The sequence below is a fragment of the Streptomyces sp. ActVer genome (assembly GCF_027270795.1).
Classification (GTDB): Bacteria; Actinomycetota; Actinomycetes; order Streptomycetales; family Streptomycetaceae; genus Streptomyces; species Streptomyces umbrinus_A.
In genome coordinates this window covers 1-17,279 of the sequence record NZ_JAPWHT010000044.1, presented here as the reverse complement: position 1 = coordinate 17,279, position 17,279 = coordinate 1, and the positions used below count along the sequence as shown (strand labels likewise).

Annotated in this window: 18 protein-coding genes and 1 pseudogene; 13 read left to right on the top strand and 6 right to left on the bottom strand. The window is 71.8% G+C overall.

Going from position 1 to position 17,279, the window contains the following annotated elements; all coding sequences use genetic code 11:
- The first annotated feature begins 63 nt into the window (after window positions 1–63).
- Together O3Q52_RS10230 and O3Q52_RS10225 are read left to right on the top strand one after the other, a co-directional pair.
- The gene (locus tag O3Q52_RS10230; RefSeq protein WP_269648503.1) at window positions 64–651 is read left to right on the top strand and encodes a transcriptional regulator; all 588 of its coding nucleotides are present in this window, start codon (window positions 64–66) and stop codon (window positions 649–651) included.
- 33 nt (window positions 652–684) lie between these two features.
- Entirely contained in the window at window positions 685–1,932 is a 1,248-nt protein-coding gene (locus O3Q52_RS10225) for an MFS transporter (protein ID WP_269648502.1), read from the top strand.
- A gap of 26 nt (window positions 1,933–1,958) precedes the next feature.
- Here the strand turns inward: O3Q52_RS10225 and O3Q52_RS10220 are convergent, their stop codons facing one another.
- Window positions 1,959–2,594 (bottom strand): TIGR03085 family metal-binding protein, encoded by a 636-nt coding sequence (locus O3Q52_RS10220; RefSeq protein WP_269648501.1) that lies wholly within the window; start codon window positions 2,592–2,594, stop codon window positions 1,959–1,961.
- Between the two features lie 144 nt (window positions 2,595–2,738).
- On the opposite strand from O3Q52_RS10220, the gene hisI reads away from it, so the two are divergent.
- The 11 genes from hisI to lgt all read left to right on the top strand — a co-directional run bounded on the left by hisI (window position 2,739) and on the right by lgt (window position 12,185).
- Window positions 2,739–3,176, top strand: coding sequence for a phosphoribosyl-AMP cyclohydrolase (gene hisI, locus O3Q52_RS10215; protein WP_269648500.1), 438 nt, complete (start codon window positions 2,739–2,741; stop codon window positions 3,174–3,176).
- An 11-nt stretch (window positions 3,177–3,187) separates the two neighbouring features.
- Window positions 3,188–4,699: an anthranilate synthase component I gene (locus O3Q52_RS10210; RefSeq protein ID WP_269648499.1), complete on the top strand. Its 1,512-nt coding sequence runs from the start codon at window positions 3,188–3,190 to the stop codon at window positions 4,697–4,699.
- A gap of 112 nt (window positions 4,700–4,811) precedes the next feature.
- Window positions 4,812–5,453 carry a TIGR02234 family membrane protein gene (locus O3Q52_RS10205; protein WP_269648497.1) on the top strand — a complete coding sequence of 214 codons (642 nt, stop codon included), beginning with the start codon at window positions 4,812–4,814 and terminating at the stop codon, window positions 5,451–5,453.
- Window positions 5,454–5,653: 200 nt separating this feature from the next.
- The gene (locus O3Q52_RS10200) at window positions 5,654–5,893 is read left to right on the top strand and encodes an HGxxPAAW family protein (RefSeq protein WP_269648496.1); all 240 of its coding nucleotides are present in this window, start codon (window positions 5,654–5,656) and stop codon (window positions 5,891–5,893) included.
- A 119-nt stretch (window positions 5,894–6,012) separates the two neighbouring features.
- On the top strand, window positions 6,013–6,471 hold the full coding sequence (locus O3Q52_RS10195) for a DUF2752 domain-containing protein (RefSeq protein ID WP_269648520.1): 459 nt from the start codon (window positions 6,013–6,015) through the stop codon (window positions 6,469–6,471).
- A 214-nt stretch (window positions 6,472–6,685) separates the two neighbouring features.
- Window positions 6,686–7,495, top strand: a complete 810-nt coding sequence (trpC, locus tag O3Q52_RS10190; RefSeq protein ID WP_189840339.1) for an indole-3-glycerol phosphate synthase TrpC — start codon at window positions 6,686–6,688, stop codon at window positions 7,493–7,495.
- Between the two features lie 8 nt (window positions 7,496–7,503).
- Window positions 7,504–7,791, top strand: a complete 288-nt coding sequence (gene trpM, locus O3Q52_RS10185; protein ID WP_269648495.1) for a tryptophan biosynthesis modulator TrpM — start codon at window positions 7,504–7,506, stop codon at window positions 7,789–7,791.
- Between the two features lie 177 nt (window positions 7,792–7,968).
- The gene (gene trpB / locus O3Q52_RS10180) at window positions 7,969–9,261 is read left to right on the top strand and encodes a tryptophan synthase subunit beta (RefSeq protein WP_269648494.1); all 1,293 of its coding nucleotides are present in this window, start codon (window positions 7,969–7,971) and stop codon (window positions 9,259–9,261) included.
- Window positions 9,258–10,073, top strand: a complete 816-nt coding sequence (trpA, locus tag O3Q52_RS10175; protein WP_269648493.1) for a tryptophan synthase subunit alpha — start codon at window positions 9,258–9,260, stop codon at window positions 10,071–10,073. The genes trpB and trpA overlap by 4 nt, the downstream gene beginning before the upstream one ends.
- A gap of 101 nt (window positions 10,074–10,174) precedes the next feature.
- On the top strand, window positions 10,175–10,948 hold the full coding sequence (locus tag O3Q52_RS10170; RefSeq protein WP_269648492.1) for a thioredoxin domain-containing protein: 774 nt from the start codon (window positions 10,175–10,177) through the stop codon (window positions 10,946–10,948).
- Window positions 10,949–11,099: 151 nt separating this feature from the next.
- Window positions 11,100–12,185, top strand: coding sequence for a prolipoprotein diacylglyceryl transferase (gene lgt / locus O3Q52_RS10165; RefSeq protein ID WP_269648491.1), 1,086 nt, complete (start codon window positions 11,100–11,102; stop codon window positions 12,183–12,185).
- Window positions 12,186–12,252: 67 nt separating this feature from the next.
- Here lgt and O3Q52_RS10160 read toward each other — a convergent pair whose 3' ends face one another.
- The 5 genes and pseudogenes from O3Q52_RS10160 to O3Q52_RS10140 form a co-directional block, all read right to left on the bottom strand.
- A complete protein-coding gene (locus O3Q52_RS10160; protein WP_269648490.1) occupies window positions 12,253–13,107 on the bottom strand; it encodes a CoA ester lyase in 855 nt (284 codons plus the stop codon).
- Window positions 13,104–14,312, bottom strand: coding sequence for a CaiB/BaiF CoA-transferase family protein (locus tag O3Q52_RS10155; RefSeq protein WP_269648488.1), 1,209 nt, complete (start codon window positions 14,310–14,312; stop codon window positions 13,104–13,106). The genes O3Q52_RS10160 and O3Q52_RS10155 overlap by 4 nt, the downstream gene beginning before the upstream one ends.
- Window positions 14,313–14,395: 83 nt before the next feature.
- On the bottom strand, window positions 14,396–15,946 hold the full coding sequence (locus O3Q52_RS10150) for an ADP-ribosylglycohydrolase family protein (RefSeq protein WP_269648487.1): 1,551 nt from the start codon (window positions 15,944–15,946) through the stop codon (window positions 14,396–14,398).
- A complete protein-coding gene (locus O3Q52_RS10145) occupies window positions 15,943–17,088 on the bottom strand; it encodes an ADP-ribosylglycohydrolase family protein (protein ID WP_269648486.1) in 1,146 nt (381 codons plus the stop codon). The genes O3Q52_RS10150 and O3Q52_RS10145 overlap by 4 nt, the downstream gene beginning before the upstream one ends.
- Window positions 17,089–17,095: 7 nt before the next feature.
- A pseudogene (locus tag O3Q52_RS10140) lies at window positions 17,096–17,279 on the bottom strand (ADP-ribosylglycohydrolase family protein); the annotation flags it as partial.

The following is a 17,279-nucleotide window of genomic DNA, read 5'->3' as shown; positions in this document are numbered from 1 at the left end:
AAGGGAAAGAAAAGTTGCGCAATTTATATTGCGCAACTTTTCTTTCGTATCTACGGTGGTGTCATGAGCGGCACGGAGAACCTCCCGATCACGGGCCTGGGCACCCTCAAGGCCCTGGCCCACCCCCTGCGGATGCAGCTGTACCGAGGGCTGTGCGTGGCCCGCACCGCCACCGCGTCCCAGCTCGCCGAGCAGGTCGACGAAGCGGTCTCACTGGTCAGCTACCACCTGCGCAAGCTCGCCGAGCACGGGTTGATCGAGGCGGCAGAGCCGCAGAGCGGGGACGCCCGCGAGCGCTGGTGGCAGCCCTCCTCGCAGGGCGTGAGCATCAGGGACAAGGACTTCCGGGACGCACCCGAGAGGGCGTCCGCGCATCTGGCCGCCACCAGGCTCTTCCATGAGCAGCGGGCCGACATGTACCGCCGCTACCTCGACGAACGCCCCACCTGGGGCGCCGAGTGGAACTCCGCCGCACCGGACAACGAGTCGCTGCTGCGACTGACCTCCGCCGAACTGGCCGAACTCGGCGGGGAGTTGCTCGCCCTCGCCAGGAAGTACGACGAGAAGGGCCGCGCCGCAGAGGCGGCGGGCGCGACCGAGGGGCGCGAGAACGTCGCGCTGCATGTGTACGGATTCCCGTTCCGCACCTGAGAGTTCGCCCGCGCGCGCCCGAGAGAGGCCGTCGTGACCGTCACCCCCGCGATATCCGAACCGCTCGCCGCCGAGCGCCCCGCCCATCGGGACCCCAACGTCCTGCGGTGGCTCGGCGCGTACGCCTCGTCGGCGATGGGCGACAACGTCTACTACGTGGCCCTGTCCTGGGCCGCCGTACAGGCCGGGACCCCGTCACAGGCCGGGCTCGTGCTGGCCGCGAGCGCCGTGCCGCGTGCCCTGCTGATGCTGGGTGGGGGAGTGATCGCCGATCGCTTCGGGCCGCGCCGTGTGCTGATCGGCAGCAACGCAGTGCGGTGCGCGGCGGTGCTCGCCGTCACCGTGCTCCTGCTGGTGAGCAGCCCGGGGCTGTGGCTGCTGGGGCTGCTCGCTCTCGTCTTCGGTGTGGTCGATGCCGTCCTCATGCCCGCGCTGGGGGCCCTGCCGTCCCGTATCACCGCGCGCGGCCAGCTCACCCGGGTCCAGGGCATGCGGGGGCTCGCGAGTCGTCTCGCCAACGTCGTGGGCGCGCCGATCGGTGGACTCTGCGTGGCGCTCGGCGGTGCGGCCGCGGCCTTCGGGGTAGCCGCGCTGCTGTTCGCGGTGTGTTTGCCCTTGCTGATCGCCGTACGCGTGGGCCGACGGCCCGGAGGAGACGGGCAGCCCGTTCACTCCGCCTGGCGTGAGCTCCGTGACGGGCTCGGCCACATCCGGCGGAACCCTGTCCTCGCCCGGCTCGTCGTTGTCGTCGCCCTGAGCGATCTGGGCTTCGTGGGTCCGCTGAACGTCGGACTGACCCTGCTCGCGGACGAGCGGGGGTGGGGTGCCTCCGGGATGGGGTGGGTGCTCGCCGGGTTCGGGGCCGGGGCGGGGACCGTGTCCCTGCTGCTGACTGTGCGGGGGCGGGTGCCGCGGGCAGGGCTGGTGCTGTCCGTGACGATCGCGGTCGGGGCCGCCGCCATCGCGGCGCTCGCCTACGTGCCCACGGTCGCCGCCGCTGTCGGGGTCGCGCTCGCCGTGGGGTTGCTGGCCGGGCTGAGCGGCGCGCTGTGCGGAGCGCTGCTGCAGACCGAGTCGGATCCCGGGTTCGTCGGTCGGGTGACCTCCGTGTCGAACCTCTTCAGTCTCGGCCTCGCCCCGCTCACCTTTCCGCTGACCGGGGCGGCGGTCGCCCTCTGGGGAACCGGGCCTGTCTTCTGCGCGAGTGCGAGTGTGTGCGCGCTCGGCGGGATCTTCGGGCTGTGTTCCCGAGCCCTGCGGCGCGCCGAGCTTCCGGCATAGCGCACCGCGTCGGGCCTCAGAGGGGCCTACAGGCCCAACTGCCTGGCGTCGTGCAGCTTCGCGATCGCATCCTTGTCGCCCTCCAGCTCCACCTCGGCCGCGTTCTGCCGCCCGTACAGGAACAGCAGCAGCTCCGAGGGCTCGCCCGTGGCCGTCACGACCGGTGTGCCCCGGTGGGCGACCGCCGTCTGGCCGTCCGGGCGGCGCAGGACCAGGCCCGTGGGGGTGCCGCGGCCCATCAGGCGGGCCGTGCGTTCCAGGCGGGACCAGAGGGCGTCCTGGAAGACCGGGTCGAGCTCGCGGGGAACCCAGTCGGGCTGGGCGCGGCGTACGTCCTCGGTGTGGACGTAGAACTCGATCGCGTTGGACGCCTCGTCGATCTGCTTGAGGGAGAAGGGCGAGAAGCGCGGCGGCCCCGTACGGATGAGCTGGATCAGCTCCTCGTACGGCTTCTCGGTGAACTCGGCCATCACCCGGTCGAGGCGCGAGGCGAGCTGCTTGATCAGGATGCCGCCCGCGGCATCCGGGCGGCGCTCGCGCACGACCACGTGCGCGGCGAGATCACGGGTGTTCCAGCCCTCGCACAGAGTGGGGGCGTCCGGGCCCTCCGTCTCCAACAGATCGGCGAGGAGAAGTCGTTCACGCTTGGCATGGGTCGACATGTCAGCAAGCCTACGACCGGCCCGCCGGTCCGCCCACCCGTGAACCCGGCCACCGCCCCGATCGCGCCGCTTTTCTCTCGTCCGGCGCTCTCATCCAGTGGACATCCACCGGGAGTGTCCGACCGGCGCGGCACAATGGTCGTCATGACCAGCACGCCCCCGCCCGGCACGCCCAGCAGCCTGGATCCCGAGATCGCCGCCCGCCTCAGGCGCAGCGCCGACGGGCTCGTCCCCGCCATCGCCCAGCAGTACGACACCGGAGAGGTGCTGATGCTCGGCTGGATGGACGACGAGGCGCTGCATCGCACGCTGACGACCGGCCGGTGCACCTACTGGTCGCGCAGCCGCCGGGAGTACTGGGTCAAGGGCGACACCTCCGGTCACTTCCAGTGGGTCAGGTCCGTCGCCCTCGACTGCGACGCGGACACCGTGCTGGTCAAGGTCGACCAGGTGGGCGCCGCCTGCCACACCGGCGACCGCACCTGCTTCGACGCCGACGTGCTCCTCAAGGACGCCGGGGGCGCCGAGGGTGCTGCCGACACCAAGGACGCCGATTCCGGCGTACCGGCCGTGGATCAGTAAGGTCAGCCGCCATGGACCTCGAGACCTTCCGCAAGCTGGCCACCGACCGGCGTGTCGTCCCCGTCAGCCGCAAGCTCCTCGCGGACGGCGACACGCCCGTCGCGCTCTACCGCAAGCTCGCCGCCGAGCGCCCCGGCACCTTCCTCCTGGAGTCCGCGGAGAACGGCCGCACATCCGTTTCTTGGTCTCGCTACTCGTTCGTGGGCGTCCGCTCCGCCGCCACCCTCACCGAGCGCGACGGCCAGGCCCACTGGCTGGGCACCCCGCCCGTCGGCGTCCCGGCCGACGGCGACCCCCTCGCCGCCCTGCGCGCCACCATCGAAGCCCTGCACACGCCCCACGACCTCGTGTACGGCCGTGGCTCGTCCGGGCTGCCGCCCTTCACCGGCGGAATGGTCGGCTACCTCGGCTACGACATCGTGCGCCGCCTGGAGAAGATCGGCCCCGGCGAGCGCGACGACCTGAAGCTGCCCGAGCTCACCATGCTGCTCACCAGCGACCTCGCGGTCATGGACCACTGGGACGGCTCGGTCCTGCTGATCGCCAACGCGATCAACCACAACGACCTCGACACGGGCGTCGACGAGGCGTACGCGGACGCGGTGGCCCGCCTCGACGCCATGGAGGCGGACCTCTCGCGGTCCGTCTCACAGCCCCCGGCCGCGCTCCCGCCGTCCGAGCTCCCCGAGTACACCGCGCTGTGGGGCGGCCCCGACTACCAGGTCGCCGTCGAGGACATCAAGGAGCGCATCCGGGCCGGCGAGGCCTTCCAGGTCGTCCCCTCCCAGCGCTTCGAAACACCCTGCACGGCAAGCGCGTTGGACGTGTACCGGGTCCTGCGGGCCACCAACCCGTCCCCGTACATGTACCTCTTCCGCTTCGACGGCTTCGACGTCGTGGGCTCCTCCCCGGAGGCCCTGGTCAAGGTCGAGGACGGGCAGGCGATGGTCCACCCCATCGCGGGCACCCGGCCGCGCGGCGCCACCGTCCAGGAGGACCAGGCCCTCGCGGACGAGCTGATCGCCGACCCCAAGGAGCGCGCCGAGCACCTGATGCTCGTCGACCTCGGGCGCAACGACCTGGGGCGGGTCTGCGAGCCCGGCTCCGTAGAGGTCGTCGACTTCATGTCCATCGAGCGGTACTCGCACGTCATGCACATCGTGTCCACGGTCACGGGCCGGGTCGCCGAGGGCCGTACGGCCTTCGACGTACTGACCGCCTGCTTCCCCGCGGGCACCCTCTCCGGAGCCCCCAAGCCCCGCGCGATGCAGATCATCGACGAACTGGAGCCCTCGCGGCGCGGGCTGTACGGCGGCTGCGTCGGCTACCTCGACTTCGCGGGCGACTCCGACACCGCCATCGCGATCCGGACGGCCCTGCTCCGGGACGGCACGGCGTACGTGCAGGCCGGCGCCGGAGTCGTCGCCGACTCGGACCCCGTCGCCGAGGACACCGAGTGCCGCAACAAGGCGGCGGCGGTCCTGCGCGCGGTCCACACGGCGAACCGGCTCGGACGACCGTAGGCCACACATCGGCCCGGACCGCGGGAAACGGCCGTACAGCCGGACGTACGCGGACAGTGGGACGCGAGTCACGTGAACCCCGGGTGATGGTTCGCCCGGGGTTCAGGCGATAGTGGAGTACGTGACTGCTGTTCCGCACCCCCGATCCGAAGCCCCCGGACCCGTCCGGTCCGGCCGCCGAAGCCTCGCCCTCGCCCTGCTGTTCGGCGCGCTCGGCGCGGTCGTCGCGCTGCTCGCCTCACGGCAGGGCTGGTCGGAGGGCACCGCGACGGTGGCCGGCGGCGACTTCCCGCTGAGCGCCAAGGGCGGCGATGTGACGGGCGTGCCCGCGTCCCTCGCCATAGTGGGCCTCGCCGCTCTCGTCGCCGTCTTCGCCGTCCGCCGTGCCGGCCGTTTCCTCGTCGCCGGGCTCCTCGCGCTCTCCGGCGCAGGCACCGTCGTCTCGGCGCTCCTCGGTGCCTCCGACACCTCCGCGCTCGACGAGAAGGCGGCGCAGGCCTCCGGCGACAGCGGGGCGACCGTGGACGCCATGACCCACACCGCCTGGCCGTACGTGGCCGCGGCGGGGGGTGTGCTGCTGCTCCTCGCCGGGCTCCTCGCCCTGCGGTACGGGCGGCTGTGGCCGGCCATGTCGGGGCGGTACGAGCGTGATGGCACGCCCCGGCCCCGCAAGACCCGGGCCCCGGCCGACCCGGACCGGCCCGAGGAGATCTGGAAGGCGCTGGACCGCGGGGAGGACCCCACGGGGGCGTGACCGTTCCGTCGGCAGCGCCGTTCGGACCCGCGGGGCCGCTGTGGCTGCTCGCGCCCACGCGGCGGAGCCGCACATCGACACAGTCCCGCGCTCCTTACGGGGCACCCCGGCTCAGGGCACGCATACGAGTACGGGAGAATGGACGACGAGCGTCCGACTCACACACGCGCACAGCAACAGAGATCATGAGGAGCTAAGTCATGGCGGGCAGCAACCACGGTCACACTCCGGCCGCCTGGACCGGTGTCACCATCGCGATCATCGGGTTCTGCGTCTCCGGTGCCTTCATGGTGATGGCCAGCCCGCTGGGCTTCTGGGCCGGCATGGTCGTCGTGGCCCTCGGTGGCGTCGTCGGCATGGCCATGAGCGCGGCGGGCCTGGGCAAGCAGAAGGCCGCCTCCCGGACCCACCAGGTGGCGTCCGCGTCCGCCGAGAGCTGATCCTTCACGACGTGCCGAGAGGCGGGGCCGGCTTCGAGTGCCGGGCCCGCCTCCTTTCGCGTACGGACGCGCTCTTTCGCGTACGGGCCTGTGTGCGATGTGCGCCCCCGCGCGGCAGAATACGTGGGGTGAACGCCGAGACTCAGAGGGTGACGCCCGCTCCAGGACCCGTGCCGCAGGGGTCGGTGGCGCGGCGGCTCCTCGTGCCCGGCGGGATCCTCGCGGCCGTGGCCGGCGCCTTCGCGTACGTGGGGACCGTCGACCCGAACGAGCCGGGGCACTACCCCGCCTGTCCGCTGCTCCAGTACGCCGGCGTGTACTGCCCAGGCTGCGGCGGACTGCGCAGCGCGCACGCCGTCGCGCACGGGGACCTCGTGGCGGCGCTCGGGGCCAACGCGGTCGCCGTCGTGGGGTATCTGGTGTTCGCCGTCGTGTGGACCGTCTGGGTGATCCGTACCGTCCGGGGGCGGCCGCTGCGCATCGATCCCCGGCCGTCCGTCCTGTGGGGGCTGGGCGTGTTGCTGCTGGTCTTCACGGTTGTCCGGAACCTGCCGTTCGGTGGCTGGCTGCATCCTTGATCAATCGGTGAACGTCCAGTATGGGGGCACCTCCCGCCCGAGCATGCGAAGCTTGTTCGAGGGTGGGGGAGGGACCGGCGTCAACCGGATGCGAGGCCTAAGCCCTCCTCCGGATACCATCGCAGTGACCATCGGTTTCGTCCGAAGCGAGACGGACCCGGGTCAACCGCAGAAGCGCTGCAACTGTCAACCGTCTGGGAAGGGGGCCGCTCGCGTGAGTGTGCTCGACGAGATCATCGACGGAGTCCGTGCCGACCTCGCGGAGCGGCAGGCGCGCGTCAGCCTCGACGAGCTCAAGGAGCGCGCCGCGAAGGCTCCGGCTGCCAAGGATGGTGTCGCGGCCCTGCGCGGTGACGGCGTCAAGGTCATCTGCGAGGTCAAGCGCTCCAGCCCGTCCAAGGGCGCGCTCGCCGCGATCGCCGACCCCGCCGCACTCGCCGCCGACTACGAGGCGGGCGGCGCGGCCGTCATCTCCGTCCTCACGGAGCAGCGCCGCTTCGGCGGTTCGCTGGCCGACCTGGAGGCCGTCCGTGCCCGGGTCGACATCCCGGTGCTGCGCAAGGACTTCATCGTCACCTCCTACCAGCTGTGGGAGGCCCGGGCGTACGGCGCGGACCTCGCGCTGCTCATCGTGGCGGCCCTCGACCAGCCCGCCCTGGAGTCCCTCATCGAGCGCGCCGAGTCCATCGGGCTCACGCCGCTCGTCGAGGTGCACGACGAGGACGAGGTCGAGCGGGCGGTGGACGCCGGCGCGAAGGTCATCGGCGTCAACGCGCGCAACCTCAAGGACCTCAAGGTCGACCGCGGCACCTTCGACCGCGTCGCACCCGAGATCCCGGCGCACATCGTGAAGATCGCCGAGTCCGGCGTCCGCGGGCCGCACGACCTCATCGCGTACGCCAACGCGGGCGCCGACGCCGTGCTGGTGGGCGAGTCCCTGGTCACCGGCCGGGACCCGAAGACGGCCGTCTCCGACCTGGTCGCCGCGGGAGCCCATCCCGCGCTGCGGCACGGACGGGGCTGACGCTCCGGATGTACGCCGACCGTTCCCTCGCCGCCACGACCACCCGTCCGGGCCCAGGCCCCGACGGTGGTCCGGCGAGCGTACGGTCGGCCGCCGCGGGCCCTTCGGTGGCCCGTGGCCCCTACGCACGGCTCGCCCGCGGCTGCCGTCCGCGCGGCTGCCGGGCGCCCGCGCGCCGGATGCACGGTCGCCGGGTGCGGTACGTCATCGGTGACGAGCCCGGCCAGGTCAACGGCATGCGATGGCGTCGGCGCGTACGCGCCACCGCCGACGGTGGGCTCCGCCCCGTCTCCTGACGGGGTCGCGGCCCGGCTCGGCACCGCCGATCACCACCGATGACCGCCGTGGGGCCTCGCGCCGTCGCGGCGGGGAGTGGTACGCCTCCACATGAGCGAACCGTCGGCGGCCGTGGCGCACACGTGACCGTCCATCCGACCCGTTGACCGGGGCTGTCGCCCCTGCGAGGTAACCGCATGCCCAGCGAGTTCTTCATTCCCGACCCCGAGGGTCAGGTCCCCAGCGCCGAGGGGTACTTCGGCGCGTTCGGCGGAAAGTTCATCCCGGAGGCGCTGGTCGCCGCCGTGGACGAGGTCGCCGTGGAGTACGACAAGGCGAAGTCCGACCCCGAGTTCGCCCGGGAACTGGACGACCTGCTCGTCCACTACACCGGCCGCCCCAGCTCCCTCACCGAGGTGCGGCGCTTCGCCGAACACGCCGGTGGCGCCCGGGTGTTCCTCAAGCGCGAGGACCTGAACCACACCGGATCCCACAAGATCAACAACGTGCTCGGGCAGGCCCTGCTCACCAGGCGCATGGGCAAGACCCGGGTCATCGCCGAGACCGGCGCGGGCCAGCACGGGGTCGCGACGGCCACCGCCTGCGCGCTGTTCGGCCTCGAATGCACCATCTACATGGGCGAGATCGACACCCGGCGCCAGGCCCTGAACGTGGCCCGGATGCGCATGCTCGGCGCCGAGGTCATCGCCGTGAAGTCCGGCAGCCGGACGCTGAAGGACGCCATCAACGAGGCCTTCCGCGACTGGGTCGCCAACGTCGACCGCACCCACTACCTCTTCGGGACCGTCGCCGGACCCCACCCCTTCCCGGCCATGGTCCGCGACTTCCACCGGGTCATCGGCGTCGAGGCCAGGCGGCAGATCCTGGAGCGCGCGGGCCGTCTCCCCGATGCGGCCATCGCCTGCGTCGGCGGCGGGTCCAACGCCATCGGCCTCTTCCACGCCTTCATCCCGGACGCGGACGTACGCCTCATCGGCTGCGAGCCCGCCGGACACGGCATCGAGACCGGCGAGCACGCGGCCACCCTCACCGCGGGCGAGCCCGGCATCCTGCACGGCTCGCGGTCGTACGTCCTCCAGGACGAGGAGGGCCAGATCACCGAGCCGTACTCGATCTCGGCCGGACTCGACTACCCGGGCATCGGCCCCGAGCACTCGTACCTCAAGGACAGCGGCCGCGGTGAGTACCGTGCCGTCACCGACGACGCGGCGATGCAGGCCCTGCGCCTGCTCTCCCGCACCGAGGGCATCATCCCGGCCATCGAGAGCGCGCACGCGCTGGCCGGGGCCCTGGAGGTCGGCAAGGAGCTGGGGCCGGAGGGGCTGATCGTCGTCAACCTGTCCGGGCGCGGCGACAAGGACATGGACACGGCCGCCCGCTACTTCGGCCTGTACGACGAAGGTGCCGATGCCGTCGTCGAGGCGGACGCCGACAGCGACAGCGCGGAGATCGAGGGGGACGTCAAGTGAGCGGCAACATCCAGCTGTTGAGCGACACCCTCGCCGGAGCGAAGGCGGAGGGACGGTCCGCGCTCATCGCGTACCTGCCGGCCGGCTTCCCGACCGTCGACGGCGGGATCGCGGCCGTCAAGGCCGTCTTCGAGGGCGGCGCGGACGTCGTCGAGGTCGGCCTGCCGCACAGCGACCCCGTCCTCGACGGACCGGTCATCCAGACCGCCGACGACATCGCCCTGCGCGGTGGCGTCAAGATCGCGGACGTGATGCGCACGGTCCGCGAGGCGTACGAGGCGACCGGCAAGCCCGTCCTCGTGATGACGTACTGGAACCCGATCGACCGCTACGGCGTCGAGCGCTTCACCGCCGAACTGGCCGAGGCGGGCGGCGCGGGCTGCATCCTGCCCGACCTGCCCGTACAGGAGTCCGCGCTGTGGAGGGAGCACGCCGGGAAGCACGGCCTCGCGACCGTCTTCGTCGTCGCGCCCAGCAGCAAGGACGCCCGGCTCGCCGAGATCACCGAGGCGGGCTCCGGCTTCGTCTACGCGGCCTCGCTGATGGGCGTCACCGGGACGCGTGAGTCCGTGGGCGCGCAGGCCCAGGACCTGGTGCGGCGCACCAAGGCCACCACCGACATCCCGGTCTGTGTCGGCCTCGGCGTCTCGAACGCCCAGCAGGCCTCGGAGGTCGCGGGCTTCGCCGACGGCGTCATCGTCGGCTCGGCCTTCGTGAAGCGGATGCTGGACGCCCCGGACGAGGCCGCGGGCCTGGACGCCGTACGCGCCCTCGCCGCCGACCTCGCGAAGGGCGTGCGCGGTACGGCGTGACCCATGTCCGTTCGAGCACGTAACGAACAATCCGCTCACTCGAACGGGTGGACCTGGGGCCGGGGAGGCGCGGTGCGCCTCCCCGGGTCGTTCTGCGGGATGTGAGCGAGAAGAACCGTGAGGGAAAGCGCACCGCCCGCGAGCGGCTGGCGGAAGAGCGAGCGAAGCAGAAGACGGCGGAGAAGCGCCGGCGCGTGCTGATCGTGGGCGGTGCCGTCGTCTGCGTGCTGGCACTGGCCGCGGTCGGCGGTGTGCTGGCCGCGAACGCAGGCAAGGACAAGACCGACACGGCGGGCCCGGTGACGGCGCCCTCGGGGGCGAACGGCAACGACAGTCTGGCCATCCCCGTCGGCAAGGAGAGCGCCAAGTCCACCCTCACCGTGTGGGAGGACTTCCGATGCCCGGCCTGCAAGAGCTTCGAGGACGCCTATCGCTCGACGATCCACGAGCTGACGGACGCCGGACAGCTCAAGGTCGAGTACCACCTCGTGACCCTGATCGACGGGAACATGGGCGGCAGCGGTTCCCTGCGCGCGGCCAACGCCGCGGCCTGCTCCCAGGACGCCGGGAAGTTCACCGCGTACCACGACGTGCTGTTCGAGAACCAGCCCGCCGAGACGGACGACGCGTACGCGAAGAACAGCAATCTGATCGAGCTGGCCGGCAAGGTCGACGGGCTGGACACCGGCACGTTCAAGAAGTGCGTCGACGACGGCGCGCACGACAGCTGGGTCGCCAAGTCCTACAAGGCCTTCCAGAGCGGCGGCTTCAGTGGCACGCCGACGGTGCTGCTGAACGGCAAGAACATCTACCAGGACCAGTCGATGACCCCGGCGAAGCTGAAGCAGATGGTGCAGCAGGCCGACAAGGCGTGAGTCGCAGATCCCGAGGCCGGTGGGCCGTGCGGCGCTTCGCGGGGGTCACATTCGCCCCGGAGGCCCCGTGGGTCCCGTCGGTCTCGTTATGGAGCCGTAGCCCGGGCGGGTTGCCGTACGTGCCGCCCGGCAGGGTAGCGTCGACCCTGCCATGGAATTTGCCTATATCCCCAGCCCGTCGCGCGGTGTGCTGCACCTCGGCCCCATTCCGCTGCGCGGCTACGCGTTCTGCATCATCATCGGCGTCTTCGTAGCCGTCTGGCTCGGCAACAGACGATGGATCGCGCGCGGGGGCCGACCAGGCACCGTGGCGGACATCGCCGTGTGGGCCGTGCCGTTCGGTCTCGTCGGCGGACGGCTCTACCACGTCATCACCGACTACCAGCTGTACTTCAGCGAGGGTCAGGACTGGGTCGACGCCTTCAAGATCTGGGAGGGCGGCCTCGGTATCTGGGGCGCCATCGCGTTCGGCGCGGTGGGTGCCTGGATCGGCTGCCGCCGCCGCGGGATCCCGCTGCCGGCGTGGGCCGACGCCCTCGCGCCCGGAATCGCCCTCGCGCAGGCCATCGGCCGCTGGGGCAACTGGTTCAACCAGGAGCTGTACGGGCGGGAGACGGACCTCCCCTGGGCGCTGCACATCACGTCCTCGACGGACGGCCGGGTGCCGGGCTACTACCACCCGACCTTCCTGTACGAGTCGCTGTGGTGCATCGGTGTCGCGGTCCTCGTCATCTGGGCCGACCGGCGCTTCAAGCTCGGCCACGGCCGCGCCTTCGCCCTGTACGTGGCCGCGTACTGCGCGGGCCGCTTCTGGATCGAGGCCATGCGGGTCGACGAGGCCCACCAATTCCTGGGGATGCGCCTCAACCAGTGGACCTCGATCGTCGTCTTCCTCCTCGCCGTCCTCTACTTCGTGCTGTCGGCCCGGCGCCGTCCGGGACGCGAAGAGGTCGTCGAACCGGGTGCCTCCGACGGGGACACCGACGACGACGGCGCAGCGGTGAAGCTGGACAAGAAGTCCGAGGACGAGGACTCCGAGGGCAAGAACTCCGACGCTGAGAAGTCGGACACTGAGAAGTCTGAGGCCAAGACGTCCGAGGCTGAGAAGTCCGAGGACGAGAAGGAGAGTGCCAAGGCCGACTCCGACTCCGATTCCAGCTCCTCCGAGCCGGAGACCGAGGACTCGTCGAGTTCCGCCGAGGCGAAGGACGAAGCCGGGTCGGCGAAGAAGGCCTGACCCCAGTTCGTACGTGGAGGGGGCGCCCCGAGCAGTTGGGGCGCCCCCTCCACGCGTACGTGCACGACTAGCGGCGGCGGGCCAGTGCCAGGGTGCGGTGGGCCGCCGCCACCACCGCCGCGTCGACGAAGCGGCCGTCCGGGAGAGCCTGGGCACCGGGGTGGGTGGCCGCGGCCTTGACGACCGACTCGGCCGATTCGATGTCCTCCGGGGTCGGGAGGTAGGCCGTCTCGATCACCGGGAGCTGACGGGGATGGATGGCCGCGCGGCCGAGGAAGCCCAGCGCGCGGCCGTGGGCGCAGGACGCGGCCAGACCGGCGAGGTCGCGTACGTCGGGATGGACGGACTGGGGCGGCGGGGCCAGGTCAGCCGCCCGGGCGGCCAGGACCACTCGGGAGCGGGGCCAGTCGAGGCCCGTGTCGTCGCGTACGCCGAGGTCGGCCCGGAGGTCGGCCTCACCGAGCGAGATGCCGCGCAGGGCGGGGTGGGCCGTGGCGATCGCGTAGGCGTGCTCGACGGCGAGGGCAGATTCCAGGAGGGCGTACAGGGGGATGTGCGGGGCCCTGCCCGCCGCACGCACGACCTGGGCGGGGGCCGTGACCTTGGGCAGGCGGAGGCCCGAGAGGGCCGGGAGCGCGGCGAGGGTCCGGAGGTCGGCGACGGACTCCGGGCTGTCCAGGGCGTTGACGCGGACGTGCACCGGGACCGGGAGCGGGGACGGCTCGGACAGGAGGTCGGCGGTGGCGGCGCGGGCGTACTCCTTGCGGTCGGGGGCGACCGCGTCCTCCAGGTCGACGACGACCACATCGGCGCCCGCGACCAGGGCCTTCGCCACCACTTCGGGGCGGTCGCCGGGGACGTACAGCCAGGTGAGAGCGAAGGCGTCGGTCGCTCCTGTGCCGCCGGTTGCTGCCGAGGTCACAGCGCGCCCTCCGATCTGAGCGTGGTGATCTCGGCCTCCGTCAGGCCGAGTTCGGCGAGGACGGTGTCCGTGTCGGCGCCGTGCGGGCGGCCCGCCCAGCGGATTCCGCCGGGGGTGTCGGTGAGGCGGAACAGGACGTTCTGCATGCGCAGCGGGCCCAGTTCGGGGTCGTCGACGGTGGTGACCGTGTCGAGGGCCGCGTACTGAGGGTCCGTCATGACATCGCGTACGTCCTGGATGGGGGCCACCGCCGCCTCCGCCTTCTCGAACTCCGCGACGACCTCATCGCGGGTGTGGAGGGCGATCCACGATCCGACCGCCTCGTCGAGGACGTCCGTGTGTCGGGCCCGTTCCGCGCCGGTGGTGAACCAGGGTTCGGCGGTCAGGTCCGGGCGGCCGACCAGGCGCATCACGCGTTCGGCGACCGACTGGGCCGAGGTCGAGACGGCGACCCAACTGCCGTCCGCGGTGCGGTAGGTGTTGCGGGGCGCGTTGTTCTGGGACCGGTTGCCCGTGCGGGGCTGGACGTGGCCCAACTGGTCGTACCAGAGCGGCTGCGGGCCGAGGACCGTGAGGATCGGCTCGATGATCGCCATGTCCACGACCTGCCCGCGACCCGTGCGGTCGCGGGCCGCGAGGGCCGTCATCACCGCGTACGCCGTGGCCAGGCCCGCGATCGAGTCGGCGAGGCCGAAGGGCGGGAGGGTCGGCGGGGCGTCCGGTTCGCCGGTGATCGCGGCGAAACCGCTCATCGCCTCGGCGAGCGTGCCGAAGCCGGGGCGGTGCGCGTACGGGCCGAACTGGCCGAAGCCGGTGACGCGGGCCAGGACCAGGCGGGGGTTCGCGGCCGACAGTTCCTCCCAGCCGAGGTCCCATTTCTCCAGGGTGCCGGGACGGAAGTTCTCGATGATCACGTCGGTGGAGGCGGCCAGGCGGAGGAGGGTGCTTCGGCCGCCGTTGGTGGAGAGGTCCAGCGTCATCGTGCGTTTGTTGCGGCCGAGGAGTTTCCACCACAGGCCGATGCCGTTCTTCGACGGGCCGTGGCCGCGGGACGGGTCCGGTCTGCGGGGGTGCTCGACCTTGATGACCTCCGCGCCGAAGTCGCCGAGCATCGTGGCGGCGAGGGGGCCGGCGAAGAGGGTGGCGAGGTCGAGGACGCGGAGGCCGGTGAGGGGTGCCGGTGCGGTCACGGCGGTGTGGGTCATGGGTGGGGGGACTCCTGGTGGGGATGGAGATGGGGGGTGGGGCGGGGGAGTTGGCTGCTCCGGGGGAGGGGTCCGGCGTTCGGTCAGGCGGTCGGACGGGTCGCCAGTTGGGCTGTCAGGTCGGCGAGCGTGTCGAAGCCCGTGCCGTTGAAGTCGCCGATGGACGTGGCCAGTCGGTTCTTGAGCGGGGTCGTCCAGCGGGACGGGATCGCTTCGGGGGCGCCCGCGAGCAGGCCCGTGATCGAGCCGGCCGTCGCGCCGTTCGAGTCCGTGTCCCAGCCGCCCGACACGACACGGCAGATGGACGCCGTGAAGTCGCCGTCCGCGTGGGTGAGGGCGGCGGCGAGGAGGGCGGTGTTGGGGATGGCGTGGACCCAGTGGTACGCGGCGTGGGTGGCGTGCAGTTCGTCGACGACCGTCTCGAAGTCCCGGTGTTCCGCGGCCAGTTGAATCCCGTGGCGGACGGCTTCGGCGAGACGGGACTCCGGGGGTACGACAGTGAGGCCCGTACGGAGACAGGTGTGGATGTCGCTCGTGCCGGTGGCCGCCTCGGCGATGGCCGCCGCCGTGAACATCGCCGCGTAGACGCCGTTGGCGGTGTGGGTGAGGGTGGCGTCCCGGTGGGCCTGTTCCGCGGCGGTCGCCGGGGCACCCGGGTTGGTCCAGCCGTGGGCGTCCGCGCGGATCAGGGCGCCGATCCATTCGCGGAACGGGTTGCGGTGCCGGGCCGTGTGCGGGGGTTCGATGCCGTCGAGGAGGTTGCGGTAGGCGACGCGTTCCGCGGTGAACGTGCGGCCCGCCGGGAGTTCGTCCAGCCAGAGGCGGGCCACGTCCGTGGTGGTGAAGTGCTTGCCGTGGCGTTGGAGGAGCAGGAGGTTCAGGAGGGGGTAGTTGAGGTCGTCGTCCTCCGGCATGCCGTCGATGTTCTCGGCGAGAGAGGTGGGGGCGGAGCGGCGGTTCCAGGGGTGGGTGGCGTTTAGGTCCGGGGGGAGGCCTCGTTCTGTGAACCAGCTGGTCAGGGGCCAGTTGCCGGTGGCTCTGGCCAGTGCCCTGATGCCGTCCAGGGGGAGTTTCTCCACGGGTTTGCCCAGGAGGCAGCCTGCGGCTCTGCCCAGCCAGGCGGCTTCCAGGCGGGGGTGGAGTGTGGTGGGGGTCAGGGACGCTTTTTCTTCCCCGGACCCACCCCTTCCCGAAACTGGGGGCGCTGCCCCCAGATCCCCGGCTGTGCTGCTGAGGTTCGCTGTGCCCACCCTCCCCCACTCTCGGCTTCGCTCGAGCGGGGGGACCCCCATCGCCCCAGCGGAACGCCTGCCCACAGCAGTGGGGACGGGGTCCTCTGCTGTTGTGGGCCAGTTGGGGCACAGGGCCTTGATCTTGGGCAGGGCTGTTGGTTCCTTGCCCTCCAACCTGCTTGGCAGGTCTGTCAGTTCGTCCAGGAGGTCTTGGGCCAGGGCCCTTAGGTAGGGGGAGGCCGGTTGGGGGGAGGCGCCTGCTCGTTGGGGGGACTGGGGGCCGCCCGCCCTGTGCCAGCGGGCGGCGATGGCCGATGGTTCGCGGCCGTCCTGTCTTGCCTGGTGGAGTTCGTGGCCCAGGAGGTCCTCCGGCTGGACCCAGGTCAGGCGGAGGGGGGTCATGACAGCTCCGCGTAGGCCGTCTCGTGGATGCGGCGGCGGGCGGTGTCGCGGGTGAAGATCTCGCGGGTCACCTCTGTGAGGGTCGTCGCGGGGGCCTGCAGGTCCAGGCGGCTGGACTCCGCGACCGTCTTGGCCCAGTCGGGTGGGATCTCCGCACCGAGGGCGCCCGCGAGAGCGCCGGACATCGTGGCGATGGAGTCGCAGTCGCGGCCGTAGTTCACCGAACCCAGGACCGCGTGCCGGTAGTCGCCGCGGGAGATCAGCAACATGGCGAGGGCGACCGGGAGTTCCTCGATGGCGTGGATGCGGGAGGGGCGACGGGCGCCCAGGGACGGGGCGCGGTAGTCGGGGCCGACCGTGTCGTAGGGCGCCACCGCCTCGCGCAGGGGGCGTAGCGCCGACTCGAAGTCCGAGTAGCGCGACGCCGTGTCGCAGACCGTCTCGATGGCCGCCCGGGTGCCGTCCCTCGCCACGGCCAGGCAGGCCTCGATCACCGAGTCCGCGGTCGCGCCCGGCGTGCACGCCGCCGCCACCGCCGCCGCGAACACGCCCGCGGCCTCGCGTCCGTACGACGACTGATGGGCGCCCGCGATGTCGAGGGCCTCGGCGTACGCGCCCGCCGGGTTGGCCGCGTTGACCAGGCCGACCGGGGCCATGTACATCGCGGCACCGCAGTTCACGATGTTGCCGGTGCCGGCCTCGCGGGGGTCCACGTGGCCGTAGTGGATCCTTGTCACCAGCCACTTCTCCGCCAGGAAGATCCGGTGGAGGGGGAGTGCCTCGGCCTCCAGTTCCGGGATCCAGCGCGGTGTCGTCATCAGGTCGGGGACCAGGTGGTCGGCGACGGCGTACGCGTCCAGGTGGTCGCGGACCTTCGCGTACACCCGTACCAGTGCGTGGGTCATCAAAGTGTCGTCGGTGACGTGGCCGTCGCCCTTGTGGTACGGGGCGATGGGGCGGGCGGTGCGCCAGTCGTCGCCGTTCCAGGGACCGACGATGCCGTGGACCCGGCCGCCGTGGCGTTCGGCGATCTGCTCGGGGGAGTAGCCCTCGACGGGGCCGCCGAGCGCGTCGCCGACGGCGGCTCCCACGAGGCTGCGGGTGATCCGTTCTTCCAGGGTTGCGGGTGCGGTGGGCGTCATGTCCGAATCATCCCCCTGAGAGGGCCAGTTCCGTGGCTGCCAGCAGTTCGGCGAGTTCCACCAGGTCCGTGCCGGTCAGACGGGGGAGCGCGCAGCCCGAGAGCGTGCGGCACGCGTCTCGCCAGGACGCCGGGATCGCCGTGCCGCCGCCGATCGCGCCGGTCAGCGCTCCGACGAGAGCGTGGGCCGAT